The sequence below is a fragment of the Xanthomonas sp. F14 genome, assembly GCF_014199865.1.
Genome location: NZ_JACHOM010000005.1, coordinates 66,662 through 84,184 on the forward strand (window position 1 = coordinate 66,662; position 17,523 = coordinate 84,184).

A 17,523-nucleotide genomic window follows, 5' to 3' on the forward strand; every position below is an offset into this window, starting at 1 on the left:
CGCTAAGAGTGCGAGCGCCCGGCTGGGGGGCGAACTTTAGGTGATGGGAGTCTAGAAGAGGTTTCTAGAGGGGTACGTCGGCGCACGAACGTGCTCCGGATCAACTGACACTATCACCGCTGCGCGCAACCGCGCAAGCGCCTGCCGCAGCAGGATTTAACTGCTGGCGCATCACGGGGCGCCCATCGCTGGACGCCCGCTCGCTCAGGCGGCCGCGCCGCCCAGGGTCTTGTCGATCATCTGGGTCAGCTGGCCCTTGCCAACCGCACCGATCTGGGTGGCCTGCACCTGGCCATCCTTGAACAGCAACAGCATCGGGATCGAACGCACGTGGTACTTGATGGCCAGGGCGCGGTTCTGGTCCACATTGACCTTGGCAACCTTCAGTCTGCCCTGGTATGTATCGGCCAGATCGTCCAGCACCGGGGCGATCATCTTGCAGGGTCCGCACCACTCGGCCCAGAAATCCACCAGCACCGGTTCGCCGGATTGCAGTACAGCTGTATCGAAGTCGGCATCGCCGACATGTTGAACCTTATCGCTCACGTTGGGTCTCCTGGAAACCAAAACGGCCCGCCCGAACGGGCAGGCCGCTACATTGCGTTAAACTGGGGCATTGCGCGACTGAATCAAGTGTCAGTCCTGAAGCCGCGCTGTCCGCCACAACAGCCGCAGTTTGCGACGCTGTCGGCATCGATGCAAGCCGCGCCCGGGCTGCCCAGGGCGCCTCACGAAGACGGAATAATGAGCGACAAACCGCTGACCGATTTGACTTTTTCCACGTTCGACCTGCATCCGGCGCTGATCGCCGGGCTGGAGAGCGCCGGGTTTACCCGCTGTACCCCGATCCAGGCGCTGACCCTGCCGGTCGCGCTGCCGGGCGGCGACGTCGCCGGCCAGGCCCAGACCGGCACCGGCAAGACCCTGGCGTTCCTGGTGGCGGTGATGAACCGCCTGCTGATCCGCCCGGCGCTGGCCGACCGCAAGCCGGAAGACCCGCGCGCGCTGATCCTGGCGCCGACCCGCGAGCTGGCGATCCAGATCCACAAGGATGCGGTCAAGTTCGGCGCCGACCTGGGCCTGCGCTTTGCGCTGGTCTACGGCGGGGTGGACTATGACAAGCAGCGCGAGCTGCTGCAGCAGGGCGTGGACGTGATCATCGCCACCCCGGGCCGGCTGATCGACTACGTCAAGCAGCACAAGGTGGTCTCGCTGCACGCATGCGAGATCTGCGTGCTGGACGAAGCCGACCGCATGTTCGACCTGGGCTTCATCAAGGACATCCGCTTCCTGCTGCGGCGCATGCCCGAGCGCGGCACCCGCCAGACCCTGCTGTTCTCGGCCACGCTCAGTCACCGCGTGCTCGAGCTCGCCTACGAGCACATGAACGAGCCGGAAAAGCTTGTCGTCGAAACCGAGAGCATCACCGCCGCAAGGGTGCGCCAGCGTATCTATTTCCCGTCCGACGAAGAGAAGCAGACGCTGCTGCTGGGCCTGCTGTCGCGCAGCGAAGGCGCGCGCACCATGGTGTTCGTCAATACCAAGGCGTTCGTCGAGCGCGTGGCGCGCACGCTGGAGCGGCATGGCTACCGGGTCGGCGTGCTGTCGGGCGACGTGCCGCAGAAGAAGCGCGAGTCGCTGCTCAACCGTTTCCAGAAGGGCCAGCTCGAAATCCTGGTCGCCACCGACGTGGCCGCGCGCGGCCTGCACATCGACGGCGTCAAGTACGTCTACAACTACGACCTGCCGTTCGATGCGGAAGACTACGTGCACCGTATCGGCCGTACCGCGCGGCTGGGCGAAGAGGGCGATGCGATCAGCTTCGCCTGCGAGCGCTATGCGATGAGCCTGCCGGACATCGAGGCCTATATCGAGCAGAAGATCCCGGTCGAGCCAGTGACCTCCGAGCTGCTGACGCCGCTGCCGCGTACCGCGCGTGTACCGGTGGAAGGCGAAGAGGCCGACGAGGATGCTGGCGACAGCGTGGGCACCATCTTCCGCGAGGCGCGCGAACAGCGTGCTGCCGAAGAGCAGCGCCGCGGCGGTGGTCGCAGCGGCCCGGGCGGCCCATCGCGTAGCGGCAGTGGCGGCGGTCGCCGCGACGGCGGCAGTGCCGATGGCAAGCCGCGTCCGCGTCGCAAGCCGCGTGTGGAGGGCGAAGCCCCGGCAGCGGCAGCGCCGACCGAAACGCCGGTGGTTGCGGCGGCGTCGGTCGAGGCGCCTTCCACCATCGTGGCCGATGCCGAGCGCGCACCACGCAAGCGGCGCCGTCGTCGCAACGGCCGTCCGGTCGAAGGTGCCGAGCCGGCAGTGGCCTCCACACCGGTCGCCGCACCTGCCGCACCGCGCAAGCCCACCCAGGTGGTCGCCAAGCCGGTGCGCAGCGCCGCCAAGCCGTCCGGCAGCCCGTCGCTGCTGAGCCGTATCGGCCGTCGCCTGCGCTCGCTGGTGTCCGGCAACTGATCGCCTGCGGCCTGCGTCGCATTGCCGGGCTCCGGCGATGCGACGCAAGCGCTGGCGCTCCGGCATAATCGCTGGATGACCGTTCTGCGTTTCGACAACGTCAGCAAGCACTACGCCGGTGGCCACCAGGCGCTGACCGATGTCAGCTTCGAAGTGGCCGATGGCGAGATGCTGTTCGTGACCGGCCACTCCGGCGCCGGCAAAAGCACCCTGCTCAAATTGATCCACCTCAGCGAGCGGCCCAGCCAGGGCGCAGTACTGCTGGGCGAACGCAACCTGCTCAAGGTGCGCGGCCGGCAGATTCCGCTGCACCGTCGCCAGGTGGGTGCGGTCTATCAGGACCATCGCCTGCTCAACGACCGCAGCATCGCCGAGAACGTGGCGTTACCGCTGATCCTGCGCGGCACCCGGCGTGCGGAGATCGGCAAGCGCGTGCGCTCGGCATTGGAGCGGATCGGGCTGGCCCATCGCGAGCGGGCCTTGCCGTCGCAGTTGTCGGCCGGCGAGCAGCAGCGCGTGGGCATCGCCCGCGCCATCGTCGGCGAACCGCGCCTGCTGGTGGCCGATGAGCCCACCGGCAATCTGGATCCGGCGCTGGCTGCGGAAATCATGCAGTTGTTCGCCGAGCTGCCCGCGCGCGGCACCAGCGTGCTGGTGGTCAGCCATGACCTGGCCCTGCTCAAGCAGATGCGCAAGCGCGTGCTGATCCTGGATCACGGCCGCCTGGTCGACGACATCTCGCCGCAGGATCTGGCCGAATGAGCAAGCCCGCCAATACCGAAGCCGTCGCCCCTTCGCGGGTCGGCGTGTGGATCGACCATCATCTGCACAGCATCGCCTTCAGCCTGGGCCGTGCCATGCGCAAGCCCTGGGCCACCTTGCTGACCATCGTGGTGATGGCGCTGGCGCTGGCCTTGCCGCTGGGGCTGTCGATCGCGCTGGACAACGTCAAGTTGCTGGCCGGCAGCGTGCAGCAGTCGCGCGAGATCAACCTGTTCCTGAAGGTCGAGATCGGCGCCGAGGCCGCGCAGGCCCTGGCCGGCGAATTGCGCGCGCGCCCGGACGTTGCCCGGGTCGCGCTGCGCACGCCGGCGCAGGGGCTGACCGAGCTGCGCGAGAGCGCCAAGCTCGACGAGGCGATCGATGCGCTGGGCGACAACCCGCTGCCGACGCTGCTGGTCGTCACGCCCAGCGAGACGGCCGACGATGCGCAGCTGGCCGGCGCGCTGCAGGCCTTGCCGCAGGCCGACCAGGTGCAGCACGACGCGCTGTGGCGCAAGCGCCTGGATGGCTGGCTGCACTTCGGCGAGCGGCTGGTGCAGGTGCTGTCGGCACTGCTGGGTGTCGGCGCGGTGCTGGTGGTCGGCAATACGGTGCGGCTGGACATCCAGTCGCGGCGCGAGGAAATCGGCGTGCTGCAGTTGCTGGGTGCCAGCGATGGCTTCATCCGGCGTCCGTTCCTGTACCTGGGGGCCTGGTACGGGCTCGGTGCCGGCGCTGTGGCGCTCGCGCTGATCGCCGCCTCCGGGCTGGCGTTGCGCGCGCCGTTGGCGACCCTGGCCGACAGTTACGGCAGCTCCTTTACCCTGCACGGGCTGGATCTGCTGCATTCTGCGCTGGTGCTGGTCGGCACCCTGGTCCTGGGCTGGCTGGGTGCCTGGCTGGTCACCGGCCATTTCCTCCGCCAGACCCGTCCCACCGAGACCTGAGGCCTGCCATGCATCCACCGGATCTCAAGCACCTGATCAGCGACGCGCCGCGCGTGATGGTGGTCGATGGCTCCAAGCTGGTGCGCAAGCTGATCGCCGATGTGTTGCAGCGCGATCTGCCCAACGTGCAGGTGATCGGCTGCTCCAGCATCGCCGAGGCGCGCCAGGCGCTGGAAGCCGGGGCGGTGGATCTGGTCACCACCTCGCTGTCGCTGCCCGATGGCGATGGCCTGACCCTGGCGCGCAGCGTGCGCGAAGCGGCCGGCCAGGCCTATGTGCCGGTGATCGTGGTCTCCGGCGATGCGCAGCAGCATCTGGTGGAGCGCCGCTTCACCGAATACGTCACCGATTATTTCGACAAGGCGCTGGGCCACGAAGCCCTGGCGACCTTCATCCGCGGCTATGTGCAGCCCGAGCCGGTGGTCGGCGCGACCGTGCTGTACATCGAGGACAGCCGCGTGGTGGCCGAGGCGACCAAGCGCATGCTCGAGCGGCAGAGCCTGAAGGTGGTGCATGTGCTCACCGCCGAGGATGCCTTTGCGCTGCTCACCGCCGAATCGCTGGGCCGCACCGAGCGCCGCATCGACGTGGTGCTGACCGATGTGACCCTGAAGGGCGAGCTCAACGGCCGCGACGTGGTCGAGCGCATCCGCATCGACTTCGCCTACGGCAAGCGTCGCCTGCCGGTGCTGGTGATGACCGGCGACACCAATCCGCGCAACCAGTCCGAGCTGCTGCGCGCCGGCGCCAACGACCTGGTGCAAAAACCCATCGAAGAACGTCTGCTGGTGACCAAGGTGCTGTTCCAGCTGCGCCTGGCACGGCTCGAGGACCAGGCTGTCACGCTATGACCGAAGTGGCTGAAGTGGAAGCGCGTATCCAGCTGGAACCGTCGTGGAAGGCGCGGGTGGGCGATTGGTTGCTGCGCCCGGAAATGCAGGAGCTGTCCACATTCCTGCGCCAGCGCAAGGCGGCCGGGGCGCGGGTGTTCCCGCCGGGCCCGCAGATCTTTGCGGCCTTCGACGCCACCCCGTTCGAGCAGGTCAAGGTGGTGATCCTGGGCCAGGATCCGTATCACGGCGAAGGCCAGGCGCATGGGCTGTGCTTTTCGGTGCTGCCCGGGGTGCCGGTGCCGCCGTCGCTGCTCAACATCTACAAGGAGATCCAGGACGACCTGGGCATCGCACGTCCGGACCATGGCTATCTGATGCCGTGGGCGCGCCAGGGCGTGCTGCTGCTCAATGCGGTGCTGACGGTGGAGCAGGGCCGTGCCGGCGCGCACCAGAACAAGGGCTGGGAAGGCTTCACCGACCATGTGGTGGAGACCCTCAACCGCGAGCGCGAAGGTCTGGTGTTCCTGCTCTGGGGCAGCTACGCGCAGTCCAAGGGCAAGGTCATCGACCAGGCGCGCCATCGCGTGTTCAAGGCCCCGCATCCCTCGCCGTTGTCGGCGCATCGCGGCTTTCTGGGCTGCCAGCACTTCTCCAAGACCAACGAGCACCTGCAGCGCCGCGGGCTGGGCCCGATCGACTGGTCGCTGCCGCCCCGCAACGTGCTGGACACCACTCCGGCCAGCGGCTGAACGGTACCGGCGCCGGCCCGTTTCGCGGCGGCTTTGTCACGGTCTGCGCAGGGCGGCGGTGGTAGCGTAGATGCTCGAAGTCGGGGAGCTTCGCCGTAGAACGACGGCGACGCCAAAAGCCCGAACGTCCTATAAATGGAACGCTGGGAACTTTTTCTGTACCCGGCAGTCCAATAGTTCGACTGCTAAGATGGTGCCCTATGAACCAGATCACCTCGACTGCCCTAGTGGCAAACAATCTCCCGATTCCCAGTGCGCTCGGTTCGCTGGACGCCTACATCGGTGCCGTGCACCAGATCCCGGTGCTGTCGGTCGATGAGGAACAGAATCTTGCCCGTCGCTTCCGTGACGAGCTGGATCTGGACGCCGCGCGCGAGCTGGTCCATTCCCACCTGCGCTTCGTGGTGCACGTCGCTCGCGGCTACAACGGCTACGGCCTGCCGCTGGGCGACCTGATCCAGGAAGGCAACATCGGCCTGATGAAGGCGGTCAAGCGCTTCGACCCGGAAATGGGCGTGCGCCTGGTCAGCTTCGCGGTGCATTGGATCCGTGCCGAGATGCACGAGTTCATCCTGAAGAACTGGCGCATCGTCAAGGTCGCCACGACCAAGGCGCAGCGCAAGCTGTTCTTCAACCTGCGCAAGTCCAAGACCCGCCTGGGCTGGCTCAATGCGTCCGAGGTGACTGCGGTCGCCAAGGACCTGAACGTCTCCGAGCGCGAAGTGATGGAGATGGAGTCGCGTCTGTCCGGTCGCGATATCGGCTTCGATGCCTCGTCCGACGAAGACGACGATCATGGTCCGCCGTCGCCGGTGAGCTACCTGGTGGCCAACGACGAAGATCCGTCGCAGGCCTACGAGCGCCACGACAGCGAAGACAATCAGCTGCAGTTGCTGCGCGAAGGCATGGCCGGCCTGGACACGCGCTCGCGCGACATCGTCAAGCGCCGCTGGCTGGACTCCGACTCCAAGGTGACGCTGCAGGAGCTGGCCGACGAGTACGGCGTGTCGGCCGAGCGTATCCGCCAGATCGAGGCGAATGCGCTGAAGAAGATGAAGGCACTGTTCGTGGCCTGATCCTTCGATCATGCCCCAGGTGTTGCACAAACGGCCCGGTTTTCCGGGCCGTTTGCATGTGGGCTGCTTGTGCTGCGTCGAGTCCGACGACGCGCGGTGGTTCGTCGTGGTCGTTCGCCGATGATCGACCGCGCGCTGCGCCCGCCGGCGCTATTCCGGCAGGCGCGCCACCGGCAGATGCCAGCCGTAGCGGATGGCCATGAAACGCAGCCCGAAACAGACCAGCGCGCCGGTCGCCAGCGACCAGGCCTGCGGCACTGCGAGCATGTGCCCGATCGCGACCAGGCCGCCACCGGCCAGCGCGGCGACCGCATACAGCTCGGCCTGCAGCACCACCGGCGTCCGCGCCACCAGCAGATCACGCGCGATGCCGCCGCCGATGCCGCTGAGCATGCCGAGTAAGGTCGCGCTGAGCGGGCTGAGTTGGTAATCGAGCGCCTTGCTGGTGCCGTAGACCGCAAACAGCGCCAACCCGGCCGCGTCGAACAACTGCACCGGGTTGCGCAGCCGTTCCACCGCCGCATGCCAGTAGAAACCGGCCACGCCGGCCAGGCAGGCGACCAGCAGGTACTGCGGATGCACCAGTGCGGCCGGCGGGGTGGCGCCGATCAGCACATCGCGCACGATCCCGCCGGACACCGCCGCCGCGCACGACAGCACCAGTACGCCGAACAGATCCAGGCGATTGCGCACCGCCACGGTCGCGCCGCTGAGGGCGAACACGAAGGTGCCGAGCAGATCCAGCAGGAACAGGAGAGTGGTCACGATCAGACCGTCGCATCAGGCCGCACAGCATCGCGCACGGCCTGCGCCGCTGTCATCCGTCCTTGCTGCTGGGCGGCGGATCGTCGGTGGCACCGCCGAAGATGATGCGCGCGGCGCGCTGGTAGCTCCAGTACGCCATCGCCCAGTTCACCAGCACCACGAACCGGTTGCGGAAACCGATCAGGAAGTACACGTGCGCGGCCAGCCAGAACCACCAGGCCACGATGCCGGAGAGCTTGAGCTTGCCGACATGCACGATGGCGGCCATGCGGCCGATCGTGGCCAAGTTGCCGTAGTCCTGGTAACGGAAGGCTGGTGCAGGCTGGCTGCGGTGGCGGGCGCGGATCGCCTTGGCGATGTGCTTGCCCATCTGCTTTGCTGCCGGTGCCACACCTGGTACCGGGCGGCCGTCTTGCTGGACCGAGGCCAGGTCGCCGCCGACGAAGATCTCCGGGTGACCGGGTACGCTCAGGTCCGGCTCCACCAGCACGCGGCCGGCACGATCCAGCGGCACGCCAAGCGTGCGCGCCAGCGGCGATGCCGCCACGCCGGCGGCCCACACCACGGTGCGTGCAGGCACGAAGGTGTCGCCGAGCTGATAGCCCAGCGCATCGATGTGGGTGACCGGCGTGCCGGTGTGCACCTCCACGCCCAGGCGCTCGAGCTGCTTGCGCGCCTTGGCGGTGAGATCGTCCGGGAACGAGGGCAGCACGCGTGGGCCGGCTTCGACCAAGCGCACGCGCGCCTGCTGCGGGTCGATATGGCGGAATTCGTTCTTGAGCGTGTGGCGGGCGATCTCGGCCAGCGTGCCGGCCAGCTCGACGCCGGTCGGGCCGCCGCCGACCACGGCAAAACTCAGCCAGGCTGCGCGTGCGGCCGGGTCGGACTCGGCTTCGGCGCGTTCGAAGGCGAGCAGCAACTTGCGCCGTAGCACCAGCGCGTCGTACAGCGTCTTCAGGCCGGGCGCATGCTCGGCCCATTGATCGTTGCCGAAGTAGGCATGGGTGGCGCCGGTGGCCAGCAGCAACATGTCGTAGCCGAGCGTGCTGCCGTCGGCCAGGACCACCTCACGGCGGGCCGGTGCGATTTCGGCGACGTCGCCGAGCAGCACTTCGACATTGCGCTGCTCGCGCAGGATGTGGCGCAGCGGCGCGGCGATATCCGGTGCCGACAGGCCGGCGGTGGCGACCTGGTACAGCAGCGGCTGGAACAGGTGATGGTTCTGGCGGTCGATCAGGGTGATGCGGATGCCGGGATCGTCGAGTGCGCGGGTGGCCCATAAGCCGGCGAAACCGCCGCCAACCACAACCAGGTGCAGCGGAGCTTGGGAGGGGGAAGAAGTCATCGTAAGGTCCGATGGATTGCGACGCGGGCTCATCAGCATGCCGCATCGGTAATGAACATGCCGCCTGGACCCGGCCTGCCTGCGGCATCATGTCGCATCTCATCCACATGATGACCGCATGCCGTCACTACCGCCGCCGTTGCCGCCGCTGTCGCCACCGCCATCCGCTTCGCCGGCGATGGCACCGGCTGCCGCGCGTGCGCCCGGACAGAAGCTCAGCGGCGTCACACTCGGCCTGATCGGGCTGGCGACCTGCGTGGTGCTGTTCGGCATGCTGGTGCTGGGCGCGCTCGGCTAGCTGATCGTGTTCGGCTGGTCGCTGTTTGCCGACCAGGCACGCGCCGCGCTGCAGGACGATGCGGTGGTGCAGGAACAGATCGGCCAGATCCACACGATGCGGGTGGATCTGGTGCGCACCGGCCTGGCGCCGGGTGACGACGATTTCGTGTTCACGGTGGAAGGCGATCGCGGCCGCGGCCGCGTGCATGCCACCTGGGTCAGCGGCGGGTCCGAGCGCGAGATCCTGAGCGATGGCGTGTTGACCATGCACGATGGCAGCCAGTACACGCTGCCGTCGGCCGATGCGGCCGACACCGAAATCGACACCGACTCTGCCGACACCTTCGAGGAATGACCATGATCGACAATCCCGACAAACGCATCGCCTTGCTGATCGATGCCGACAACGCGCCGGCCGGCAAGATCGACGTGGTGCTGGCCGAAGTGGCGCGCTATGGCGTGGCCAACGTGCGCCGCGCCTACGGCAACTGGAAGAGTCCGCACCTGAAGAGCTGGGAAGCGGCGCTGCACGAATACGCGATCCGGCCGATCCAGCAATTTGCCTACAGCTCGGGCAAGAACGCCTCGGACATGGCGATGGTGATCGATGCGATGGACCTGTTGTATGCACGCAATCTGGATGGCTTTGCGATCGTTTCCAGCGATGCGGATTTCACTCCGCTGGTGATGCGCCTGCTCACCGATGGCATGAAGGTGTATGGCTTCGGCGAGAAGAAAACCCCGGCGCCGTTCGTCAATGCCTGTTCCAAGTTCACCTATGTCGAAGCGCTAGGCGAGCAGGCGGCAGCGGCCAGCGACACCGCCGCCGGCCGCAAGGATGCCACCGCGCTGCGCGGCGACACCCGGCTGGTGCAGATGCTGCGCAATGCGATCGACAGTGCCTGCGAAGACGATGGCTGGGCGCATCTGGGCGCGGTGGGCAAGCAGGTGGCCAACCAGGCCTCGTTCGACCCACGCAACTACGGTTATCGCAAACTCAGCGACTTGGTGCGTGCGATCGGCCTGTTCGAGATCAAGCAGGACGAGCAGGCCCTGTGGGTACGCGATGCGCCAAAGGGCGGGCGGGCGAAAGCGGCGCAGCCAGCGGCCGCCGTCGCCACGCAGGCGTCCACCGCAAAGCGTCCGGCGCGCGCGACGCCCAAACCGCCAGCAGGGAAATGACGATGGCTGACGCTGCGATGCAACCGGCGGCAGGAAACGCCTCGATCACGCTATGGGGGCGGCGCAATTCCAGCAATGTGCGCAAGGTGCTGTGGTGCGCCGAAGAAGCCGGGGTGCCGTACACCTCGATCGAAATCGGCGGTGCGTTTGGTCGTAACGACACGCCCGAGTATCGCGCGTTGAATCCCAACGGTCTGGTGCCGACGATGCAGGATGGTGAGTTGGTGCTGTGGGAGTCAAATGCGATCGTGCGCTACCTTGCCGCGCAATATGCGCCGGCCCTGTATCTGCAGGCACCGGCCGAACGCGCGCTGGGCGATCGCTGGATGGACTGGACCACCTCGACGTTTGCCGGTGTGTTTCGCGACCTGTTCTGGGGCGTGCTGCGCACACCGGAACCCGAGCGCGATCCTGCGCGCATCGCCGCGGCGCTGGCGCACTCGGGCGACCTGCTCGCGCGCGCGGATGCGGCCCTGGCGCAGCAACCGTATCTGTCCGGCGCGCAATTTGCGATGGGCGATATTCCACTGGGCAGCTTCATCTACGCCTGGTTCGAAATGCCGATCGAGCGGCCCGAGCTGCCACATCTGCAGGCGTGGTACCAGCGCCTGCGCGCGCGGCCTGCGTACCAGCGTGGGGTGATGACCGCGCTGACCTGAGTGTCGCGTTTCCGCTCATGCCAGCATGGTCCATGGCAGGCACCGCACGCGCTGCCGACACGGCACGTTGCTGCAAGGACATGCGCCTCGTACATCGCGCGGCCAAATAGCCCGCGTTCTCTGTAGGAGCGCACTTGTGCGCGAGGGCATTCCTGGTAACGCCCCATCGCGCGCAAGCGCGCTCCTACAAAAACGTGGGGACACGTGTGGCCTGTTCGCTCGCGGTGTTGTAGGAGCGCACCCGGGCGCGAGGGCATTCCCGGTAACGCCACATCGCGCCCAGGTGCGCTCCTACAAGCTGGTACACGGTGGTCTGGCTGCAGCTCCGCGTGCGATACGCCCGCCCTAATACAGATCGATCGGATCCACATCCAGCGACCAGCGTACGCGCCGCGCCTGCGGCAGCGCATAGATCGCAGGCAGTTGCGCATCCAGCAGACGATGCAGCGCCGAGCGCTGTTGCGCGGACAACAGCAACTGGGTGCGCTGGAAACCGGCGCGACGTGGCATCGGTGCCGGCATCGGGCCGTAGCACTCCACTGCGGCAAACGCAGGCGATTGTGCGGTGCTGTCTGCCGTGGTCAGGCCGCGCACCGCCATCAGGAACTGGTTGGCCGCGGCCACGTCCTTGGCCTCGGCGCGGAACAGCGCCAGATGCGCGAACGGCGGAAATCCCGCGGCCTCGCGCTGTTGCAGTTCGGCATCGGCGAAGGCGTGGTAGCCGCCGTTGACCAGGGTCTGCAGCAGGGGATGTTCGGGGTGATGGGTCTGTAGCCAGACCTCGCCGGGGCGGTCGGCGCGCCCGGCGCGTCCGGCCACCTGGATCAGCTGCTGGGAGAGCTTTTCGGCGGCACGGAAGTCGGCCGAGAACAGGCCTTCGTCGATGCCAACCACCACCACCATGGTCAGCCGTGGCAGATCGTGGCCCTTGGCCAGGATCTGGGTGCCGACCAGGATGCCGGCCTCGCTGCCCAGGCGCGCCAGCTGGGTCTCCAGCGCGTCGCGGCGCTGGGTGGTGCTGCGGTCGATGCGCACCACCGGAAACTCCGGAAACGCTTCGGTCAGGCGTTCTTCCAGCCGTTCGGTGCCGATGCCTTGCGGCTGCAGCGCCAGGCTGGCGCAGGCCGGGCAGGCCAGCGGTGCCTGCTGGCGCGCGCCGCAGTGATGGCATTGCAGGCGCCGCCCGCCGGCGTGCACGGTCATCGGGGTCTGGTGCAGCGGCGTGCTGCAGCGCTGGCAGGCGGCAGTCCAGCCGCAGTCGTGGCACAGCAGCACCGGCGCATAGCCGCGGCGGTTCTTGAACACCAGCACCTGCTCGCCGCGCGCCAGGGTGGCGCCGATGCCGGCCAGCACTTCCGGCGACAGGCCGTCCTTGAGCGGGCGCTTGCGCACGTCGAGCACGCGCACGCGCGGCGGACGCGCCTCGCCGGCGCGGCGCGACAGGCGCAGATGCCGGTAGCGGCCGGAATAGGCGTTGTGCAGGCTCTCCAGCGACGGCGTGGCGCTGCCCAGGATCACCGGCACATCCAGCGCCTTGCCGCGCACCAGCGCGAAATCGCGGGCGTGATAGCGGATGCCGTCCTGCTGTTTGTAGCTGCCGTCGTGTTCCTCGTCGATCACGATCAGCCCGGCATTGGGCAGCGGGGTGAACACCGCCGAACGCGTGCCGACGATCAGCTTGGCTTCGCCGCGCCAGGCCGCCGCCCACACCCGCGCCCGTTCGCCGTCGGACAGCCCCGAATGCAGCGCGTGCACCGGTACGCCCAGGCGGGCGCGGAAGCGGCCCAGCGTCTGCGGGGTCAGGCCGATCTCCGGCACCAGCACCAGCGCCTGGCGGCCGGCCGCCAGGCAGTCGGCGATCGCCTGCAGGTAGACCTCGGTCTTGCCGCTGCCGGTGACGCCATCGAGCAGATAGGTGGCAAAACCGCTTTGCGCACGGATGGCGTCGGCGGCGGCCTGCTGTTCGTCGTTGAGCTGCGGGCCGCTGCCGGGACGGGGCGGGATGCTGTCGGCCGGCACCGCCACGCGCTCGGCATGGCCGCGCTTGGCCAGACTGCGTGCGGCCTCGCGCCACTGCGGCAGCAATGGGTCCAGCTGTTCTTCGCCCAGCGTACCGGTCAGCAGCAGGGCGGCCAGCAAGGCGGGGCGGCTGCCGGCGCGCAGGCTGGCGGCGCCGGTGCGTCCGGCCTCGGTGAGCTGCCAGGCCCAGGCATGGGTGTCGGCCAGCGGCTCGCCGCGGCGCAATGGGCCGGGCAGGGCGCTGGACTGGGCCTCGCCCAGCGGTGCGTGGGTATAGCGCGCCAGCCACTGCAGCGAACGCGCCAGCTCCTCGACCAGCAGCGGGGCGTCGTCGCACCAGGCCAGCGCCGGGCGCAGTCCTTCGGCGGAGGCCAACTGGCCGATCTCCACCACCACCCCGACCAGTTCACGCGGCCCGAACGGCACTCGCACCCGGCAGCCGACCCGCGCCGGGTCGGTCAGCGGCGCGTCGGCCGGAGGCAGATAGTCGAACAGTTGTGGCAGCGGCACCGGCAGGGCGACGCGCAGGGTGGCGACGGTCGAAGACATCCGGTCAGTCTACCGACCCTGTCCAGTACCGGCAGACGCCGCTCGGTCGCCTCCGAATCGGTGCTTCGGCTTACGACGCGTTTGTGTGACGGAAGTGATAAATCCGACGTAAACCTATGTGAGGGCTAGGGAAACGGGTTTATCCACACTGCCTGTGGATAAGCCTGTGAATTAGTCTCGTGCTCCACGCTGTGAAGGCGGATTCACTAGCGTCTGCAACCTGTTGGACATTTTTTCGCCAATCGGCTTAAAGCGATAAGGATCAATCACTTAGGCGTGAAACACGAATGCAACAAAGAAAAATCAACAGTTGACAGACGCCCGCGTATCGGTATGTCTGCCGCTGTGCACAACCTGCGCAGGTGACGGCAGTCGATGGCACCGGGACGCAGCGCAGCCGGGTCGATCTGTCAAGCCATCGGCGGGGGCCGATTGCGTCGGTATCATGCCGGCCGATGCTGGAGTTCCCATGACCGTAGTCCCCGACGCCCCCGTCACCCCTGCCGCGCTGTCTGCTTTCCTGCGCGGTGTCGAACGCCGGGGTCTGGTGCTCGCACAACTGCAATGCGGCGATGGCGCGGCGGCCGAGCGGGCCTTGGCGGCGGCGTTGCGTGCATTCAGCAGCCAGGCGGCGGGTCGCCCGATGGCCGGCTGGCCGATGCGCTTCTGGAGCCTGCTGGCAACGGCACCGCCGCTGCGGCGCGAGCCCATGCCGGGGACCTGGCTGCCGCCGTTCACCGCACTGGGGCGGATGCAGACCAGCGACCGGCTGGCGCTGCTGCTGCGTATCGTGGCCGGGCTGGAAGAAGAGCCTGCCAGCGAGGTGCAAGGCATCGAGGTGGCGGCCTATCGGCAGTCGCTGGCCCGTGCCTGCCCGCGCGATGCGGCCGGCAACCCGGATGCGCAGGCCTGGCGGGCACTGGCCGAGGCGGCGCAGCAGGAGTTGCGCGAGCTCAGCCCGGCGCAGGTCAGCCGGCTGGCACAGCTCCGCGAGTCGGCCCTGGCCGGCATGCCGCTGCAGCCTGTCGCGGCCGCGCCTGCGGCCGCCGCCGAAGCGCGCCGCCCGGCCGCGCCGCGCCGCCGTCCTGCACGCCAGTGGCAGTGGCCGCGGATCGACCGCCGCCACGCCGGTCTCGTGCTGGCCGTGCTGGCGTTGGCGCTGCTGCTTGCGGCGCTGGGCTGGTGGTGGACGCATCGCCGCCCGGCCCTGCCGCCCGAGCCGGTCTCGCAGGCCCCGGCCGGCGTGCTGCACGTCACCGATGCCGCGCCGGTGCTGGTGGAAGACCTTCCCGCCGCCGACTTGCCGGAGGCGGTGGCAAACCCCGGCCTGGATCCGCGCGACCAGGCGATGCTGGCCGACCCGGACCTGGAACTGGCGCGTTCGGCCGATTTCTACGCCTGGTATGCGGCCGGCCATCCGGTGCCGGCCGACGAATCCGGCGCGCATGCCACCGCCGCCGACCAGCCTGCCGCCACCCTGGAGACCGTCGATGACGACAATTAAGTGGTGCGGCCTGCTGGCGCTGGCGGTTGTCGGCATGGCCGCTGCGCAGACCCTGCCGGCGCCGCTGGAGGAAGGCAACGCGACTGCGCCTGCCGGCGTGCCGACGCCCGCAGCCGCCACCGCCGCAATCCCAAGCGCCGCGCAGCAGCGCGCGCGCTGGGACGCATTGACGCCGGCCCAGCGGGCCGAGCTGCGCGCCCGTTATGCGGCCTGGAAAGGGCTCACCGCCACCGACCGGGTGGTATTGCGGCAGGCACGCGAGCGTCTGCATGGCTTGCCCGACGACCAGCAGCGCGCGCTGCGCACGCAGTTCACCGCAATGGATCGCCTGCATCGCGATGGCTGGCGCCTGGGCTCGCAGCTGGGTGCGTTCTATCCGCAGTTGCAGCCCCTGATCGGCTACGTGCCGCCAGCGCAGCGCGATACGCTGCTGGCGGCGTTGCGCAGCCTGGACGCCGGGCAGCTGGAACAGCTGGCGATGCTGGCACAACGCACGCCGCCGCAGGAGCGCGATGGCTTGCGCGATGCCCTGCTTGCGCAGGCGCCGGCAACGCGTAGCGCCTGGTTGAAGCGCCAGCTGGCGCGCTGATTGGCAGCGGCGGGACTGCGCCGCTGCAGCCCCCTGCGCTGGCGTCGTCTGCCTACGTGCTCGGTGTCCTCCCCGATGCCGGGCAGCGGGGCCGAACACCGAGCCGAGAGCATGCAGGTCTGCCGCCTTCGACGATGCGTGCGCGAAGCGGCGGGCGTCACGAAGGACACGGACTGCGCTGAAGCCCAGGCATCCCGTTCCGGTAACCAGCCACGCCGGCCGCTCGCCGCCGAGCATCTCCCTCCTTACGCCTTGCCGCCGATAGCCGCTGCCCGTGTCGCAAGTGCGGGTAAGATAGCGGCCCCACGCGACCCGGTGCCAGCGCCTCCCGGCACGGCCGTAGTCCGCGCAGCGATCGGTTGTCATGTCTGTCTCTCCTGTACCCACCTCCGCGACGCCGCGTTTCGGCGCGGAAGTGCGCACCACCGGCCTGCTCGCATTGCCGCTGGTACTCGGTCACGTCTCCACCGGCCTGATCGGATTTGTCGATAACGTCATCGCCGGTCACCACGGCACCGCCACGCTGGCGGCGGTCACCATCGGCACCTCGCTGCTGTGGCTGCCGATGCTGGTGCCGATCGGCACGCTGATCTCGTTGACCGCCTCGGTCTCGCAGCTGCGCGGCGCCGGCCGCGAGCGCGAGATCGGCCCGCTGTTCCGCCAGGCCCTGTGGCTGTCGCTGGGGCTGGGCGCGGTGATGTTCGCGTTCCTCAGTGCGGTGCCGCCGCTGTTGCCCACCTTCGGGATTGCGCCGGACATCGTGCCGGGCGCGACCGACTTCCTGCACGCGGTGCGCTGGGGCGGGCCGGCGCTGACGTTCTACTTCTGCATGCGCTATCTCAGCGAGGGCATGCACTGGACCCTGCCGACTATGCTGCTGGGCTTTGGCGGCCTGCTGGTGCTGGCGCCGCTGGGTTATGCGCTGACCTATGGCAAGTTCGGCTTTGCCGAGCACGGTGCGCAGGGCCTGGGCATGGCCTCGGCGGTCACCATGTGGGTGCAGGCCAGCGTGTTTGCGCTGTATCTGTGGCGCTCGCGCCGCTTCGCGCACCTGCAGTTGTTTGCCCATTTCGAAGGCCCGCGCTGGCGTGCGATCGGCGATCTGTTGCGCACCGGTCTGCCGATCGGCATCACCGTGCTGATGGAGGGCGGCCTGTTCATCGTCACCGCCTTGCTGATCGGCCGGCTCGGCTCCACCGAAGCGGCCGCGCACCAGATTGCGATCAACGTCGCGCAGCTGTGTTTCATGATTCCGATGGGCGTGGCCGAGGCGACCACCGTGCGGGTCGGGCATGCGGTCGGGCGCGGCGATCCGCTCGGCATGCGGCGCGCGGCCTGGGCCGGTTACGCCATCGTGCTGGGCACCCAGGCGCTGTCGGCCAGCGTGCTGTTGCTGGGCCACGATGCCATCGTGAGCGTCTATACCGACGATGTGGCGGTGGCCGCGCTGGCCTCGGTGCTGCTGCTGTTTGCCGCCACGTTCCAGTTCCCTGACGGCATCCAGGTGCTTTCCAGCGGCGCGCTGCGTGGGCTCAAGGACACCCGTGTGCCGATGTTCCTGGCGATGTTCTCGTACTGGGGTGTCGGCATGCCGATCGGCGCCGGGCTCGGCCTGGGGCTGGGCTGGGGGCCGCAAGGCATGTGGATCGGCCTGATTCTGGGTCTGACCGTGGCGTCGGTCCTGATGGGCTTGCGCTTCCGGCAGACCAGCCGGCGGCTGACTGCCGGCACGGCCCCCTGACTTCCAGCGCATGCCGCGCGCGCCGCGCAGCCGGTATGCTGGACACCATTGAATTGTATGC

General features: G+C 68.4%; 15 protein-coding genes and 1 pseudogene. 12 read left to right on the forward strand and 4 right to left on the reverse strand.

Features of this window, described 5'->3' with window-relative positions; translation table 11 throughout:
- Positions 1-204: 204 nt before the first annotated feature.
- Complete coding sequence (gene trxA / locus GGR73_RS16895; protein ID WP_005923050.1) at positions 205-546, reverse strand: thioredoxin TrxA; 342 nt, start codon at positions 544-546, stop codon at positions 205-207.
- 198 nt (positions 547-744) lie between these two features.
- Between trxA and rhlB the strand changes: the two genes are divergently transcribed.
- The 6 genes from rhlB to rpoH all read left to right on the forward strand — a co-directional run bounded on the left by rhlB (position 745) and on the right by rpoH (position 6,830).
- Positions 745-2,463 (forward strand): ATP-dependent RNA helicase RhlB, encoded by a 1,719-nt coding sequence (gene rhlB, locus GGR73_RS16900; RefSeq protein ID WP_167709813.1) that lies wholly within the window; start codon positions 745-747, stop codon positions 2,461-2,463.
- Positions 2,464-2,538: 75 nt separating this feature from the next.
- Positions 2,539-3,225, forward strand: coding sequence for a cell division ATP-binding protein FtsE (ftsE, locus tag GGR73_RS16905; protein ID WP_016903688.1), 687 nt, complete (start codon positions 2,539-2,541; stop codon positions 3,223-3,225).
- Positions 3,222-4,172, forward strand: coding sequence for a permease-like cell division protein FtsX (ftsX, locus tag GGR73_RS16910; protein WP_167763592.1), 951 nt, complete (start codon positions 3,222-3,224; stop codon positions 4,170-4,172). Before ftsE ends, ftsX begins: the two co-directional genes overlap by 4 nt.
- Positions 4,173-4,180: 8 nt before the next feature.
- Complete coding sequence (locus GGR73_RS16915; protein WP_016903686.1) at positions 4,181-5,023, forward strand: response regulator; 843 nt, start codon at positions 4,181-4,183, stop codon at positions 5,021-5,023.
- Between the two features lie 5 nt (positions 5,024-5,028).
- A complete protein-coding gene (gene ung / locus GGR73_RS16920; protein ID WP_184458232.1) occupies positions 5,029-5,754 on the forward strand; it encodes a uracil-DNA glycosylase in 726 nt (241 codons plus the stop codon).
- Between the two features lie 200 nt (positions 5,755-5,954).
- Positions 5,955-6,830, forward strand: coding sequence for an RNA polymerase sigma factor RpoH (gene rpoH, locus GGR73_RS16925; protein WP_024938885.1), 876 nt, complete (start codon positions 5,955-5,957; stop codon positions 6,828-6,830).
- Positions 6,831-6,980: 150 nt separating this feature from the next.
- On the opposite strand, the gene GGR73_RS16930 is transcribed toward rpoH, so the two are convergent.
- Positions 6,981-7,595: a trimeric intracellular cation channel family protein gene (locus tag GGR73_RS16930; RefSeq protein ID WP_016903683.1), complete on the reverse strand. Its 615-nt coding sequence runs from the start codon at positions 7,593-7,595 to the stop codon at positions 6,981-6,983.
- Positions 7,596-7,647: 52 nt separating this feature from the next.
- A complete protein-coding gene (locus GGR73_RS16935) occupies positions 7,648-8,940 on the reverse strand; it encodes an NAD(P)/FAD-dependent oxidoreductase (RefSeq protein ID WP_024938886.1) in 1,293 nt (430 codons plus the stop codon).
- Between the two features lie 118 nt (positions 8,941-9,058).
- On the opposite strand from GGR73_RS16935, the pseudogene GGR73_RS16940 reads away from it, so the two are divergent.
- The 3 genes and pseudogenes from GGR73_RS16940 (at position 9,059) to GGR73_RS16950 (ending at position 11,060) form a co-directional block, all read left to right on the forward strand.
- Positions 9,059-9,574: pseudogene (locus tag GGR73_RS16940) on the forward strand (hypothetical protein).
- Positions 9,571-10,401, forward strand: coding sequence for an NYN domain-containing protein (locus GGR73_RS16945; protein ID WP_024938888.1), 831 nt, complete (start codon positions 9,571-9,573; stop codon positions 10,399-10,401). Before GGR73_RS16940 ends, GGR73_RS16945 begins: the two are co-directional and overlap by 4 nt.
- Positions 10,398-11,060, forward strand: a complete 663-nt coding sequence (locus GGR73_RS16950; protein WP_374057818.1) for a glutathione S-transferase family protein — start codon at positions 10,398-10,400, stop codon at positions 11,058-11,060. The genes GGR73_RS16945 and GGR73_RS16950 overlap by 4 nt, the downstream gene beginning before the upstream one ends.
- Positions 11,061-11,405: 345 nt before the next feature.
- Here GGR73_RS16950 and GGR73_RS16955 read toward each other — a convergent pair whose 3' ends face one another.
- Complete coding sequence (locus GGR73_RS16955) at positions 11,406-13,628, reverse strand: primosomal protein N' (protein ID WP_184433141.1); 2,223 nt, start codon at positions 13,626-13,628, stop codon at positions 11,406-11,408.
- A 469-nt stretch (positions 13,629-14,097) separates the two neighbouring features.
- Here GGR73_RS16955 and GGR73_RS16960 point away from each other — a divergent pair, with 469 nt between their 5' ends.
- From GGR73_RS16960 to GGR73_RS16970, 3 genes are all read left to right on the forward strand, one after another.
- Positions 14,098-15,132, forward strand: coding sequence for a hypothetical protein (locus GGR73_RS16960; RefSeq protein WP_054591081.1), 1,035 nt, complete (start codon positions 14,098-14,100; stop codon positions 15,130-15,132).
- Positions 15,119-15,721 carry a DUF3106 domain-containing protein gene (locus tag GGR73_RS16965; protein WP_184458040.1) on the forward strand — a complete coding sequence of 201 codons (603 nt, stop codon included), beginning with the start codon at positions 15,119-15,121 and terminating at the stop codon, positions 15,719-15,721. The genes GGR73_RS16960 and GGR73_RS16965 overlap by 14 nt, the downstream gene beginning before the upstream one ends.
- A 364-nt stretch (positions 15,722-16,085) precedes the next feature.
- Positions 16,086-17,462 (forward strand): MATE family efflux transporter, encoded by a 1,377-nt coding sequence (locus GGR73_RS16970; RefSeq protein ID WP_054591083.1) that lies wholly within the window; start codon positions 16,086-16,088, stop codon positions 17,460-17,462.
- Positions 17,463-17,523: the final 61 nt, after the last annotated feature.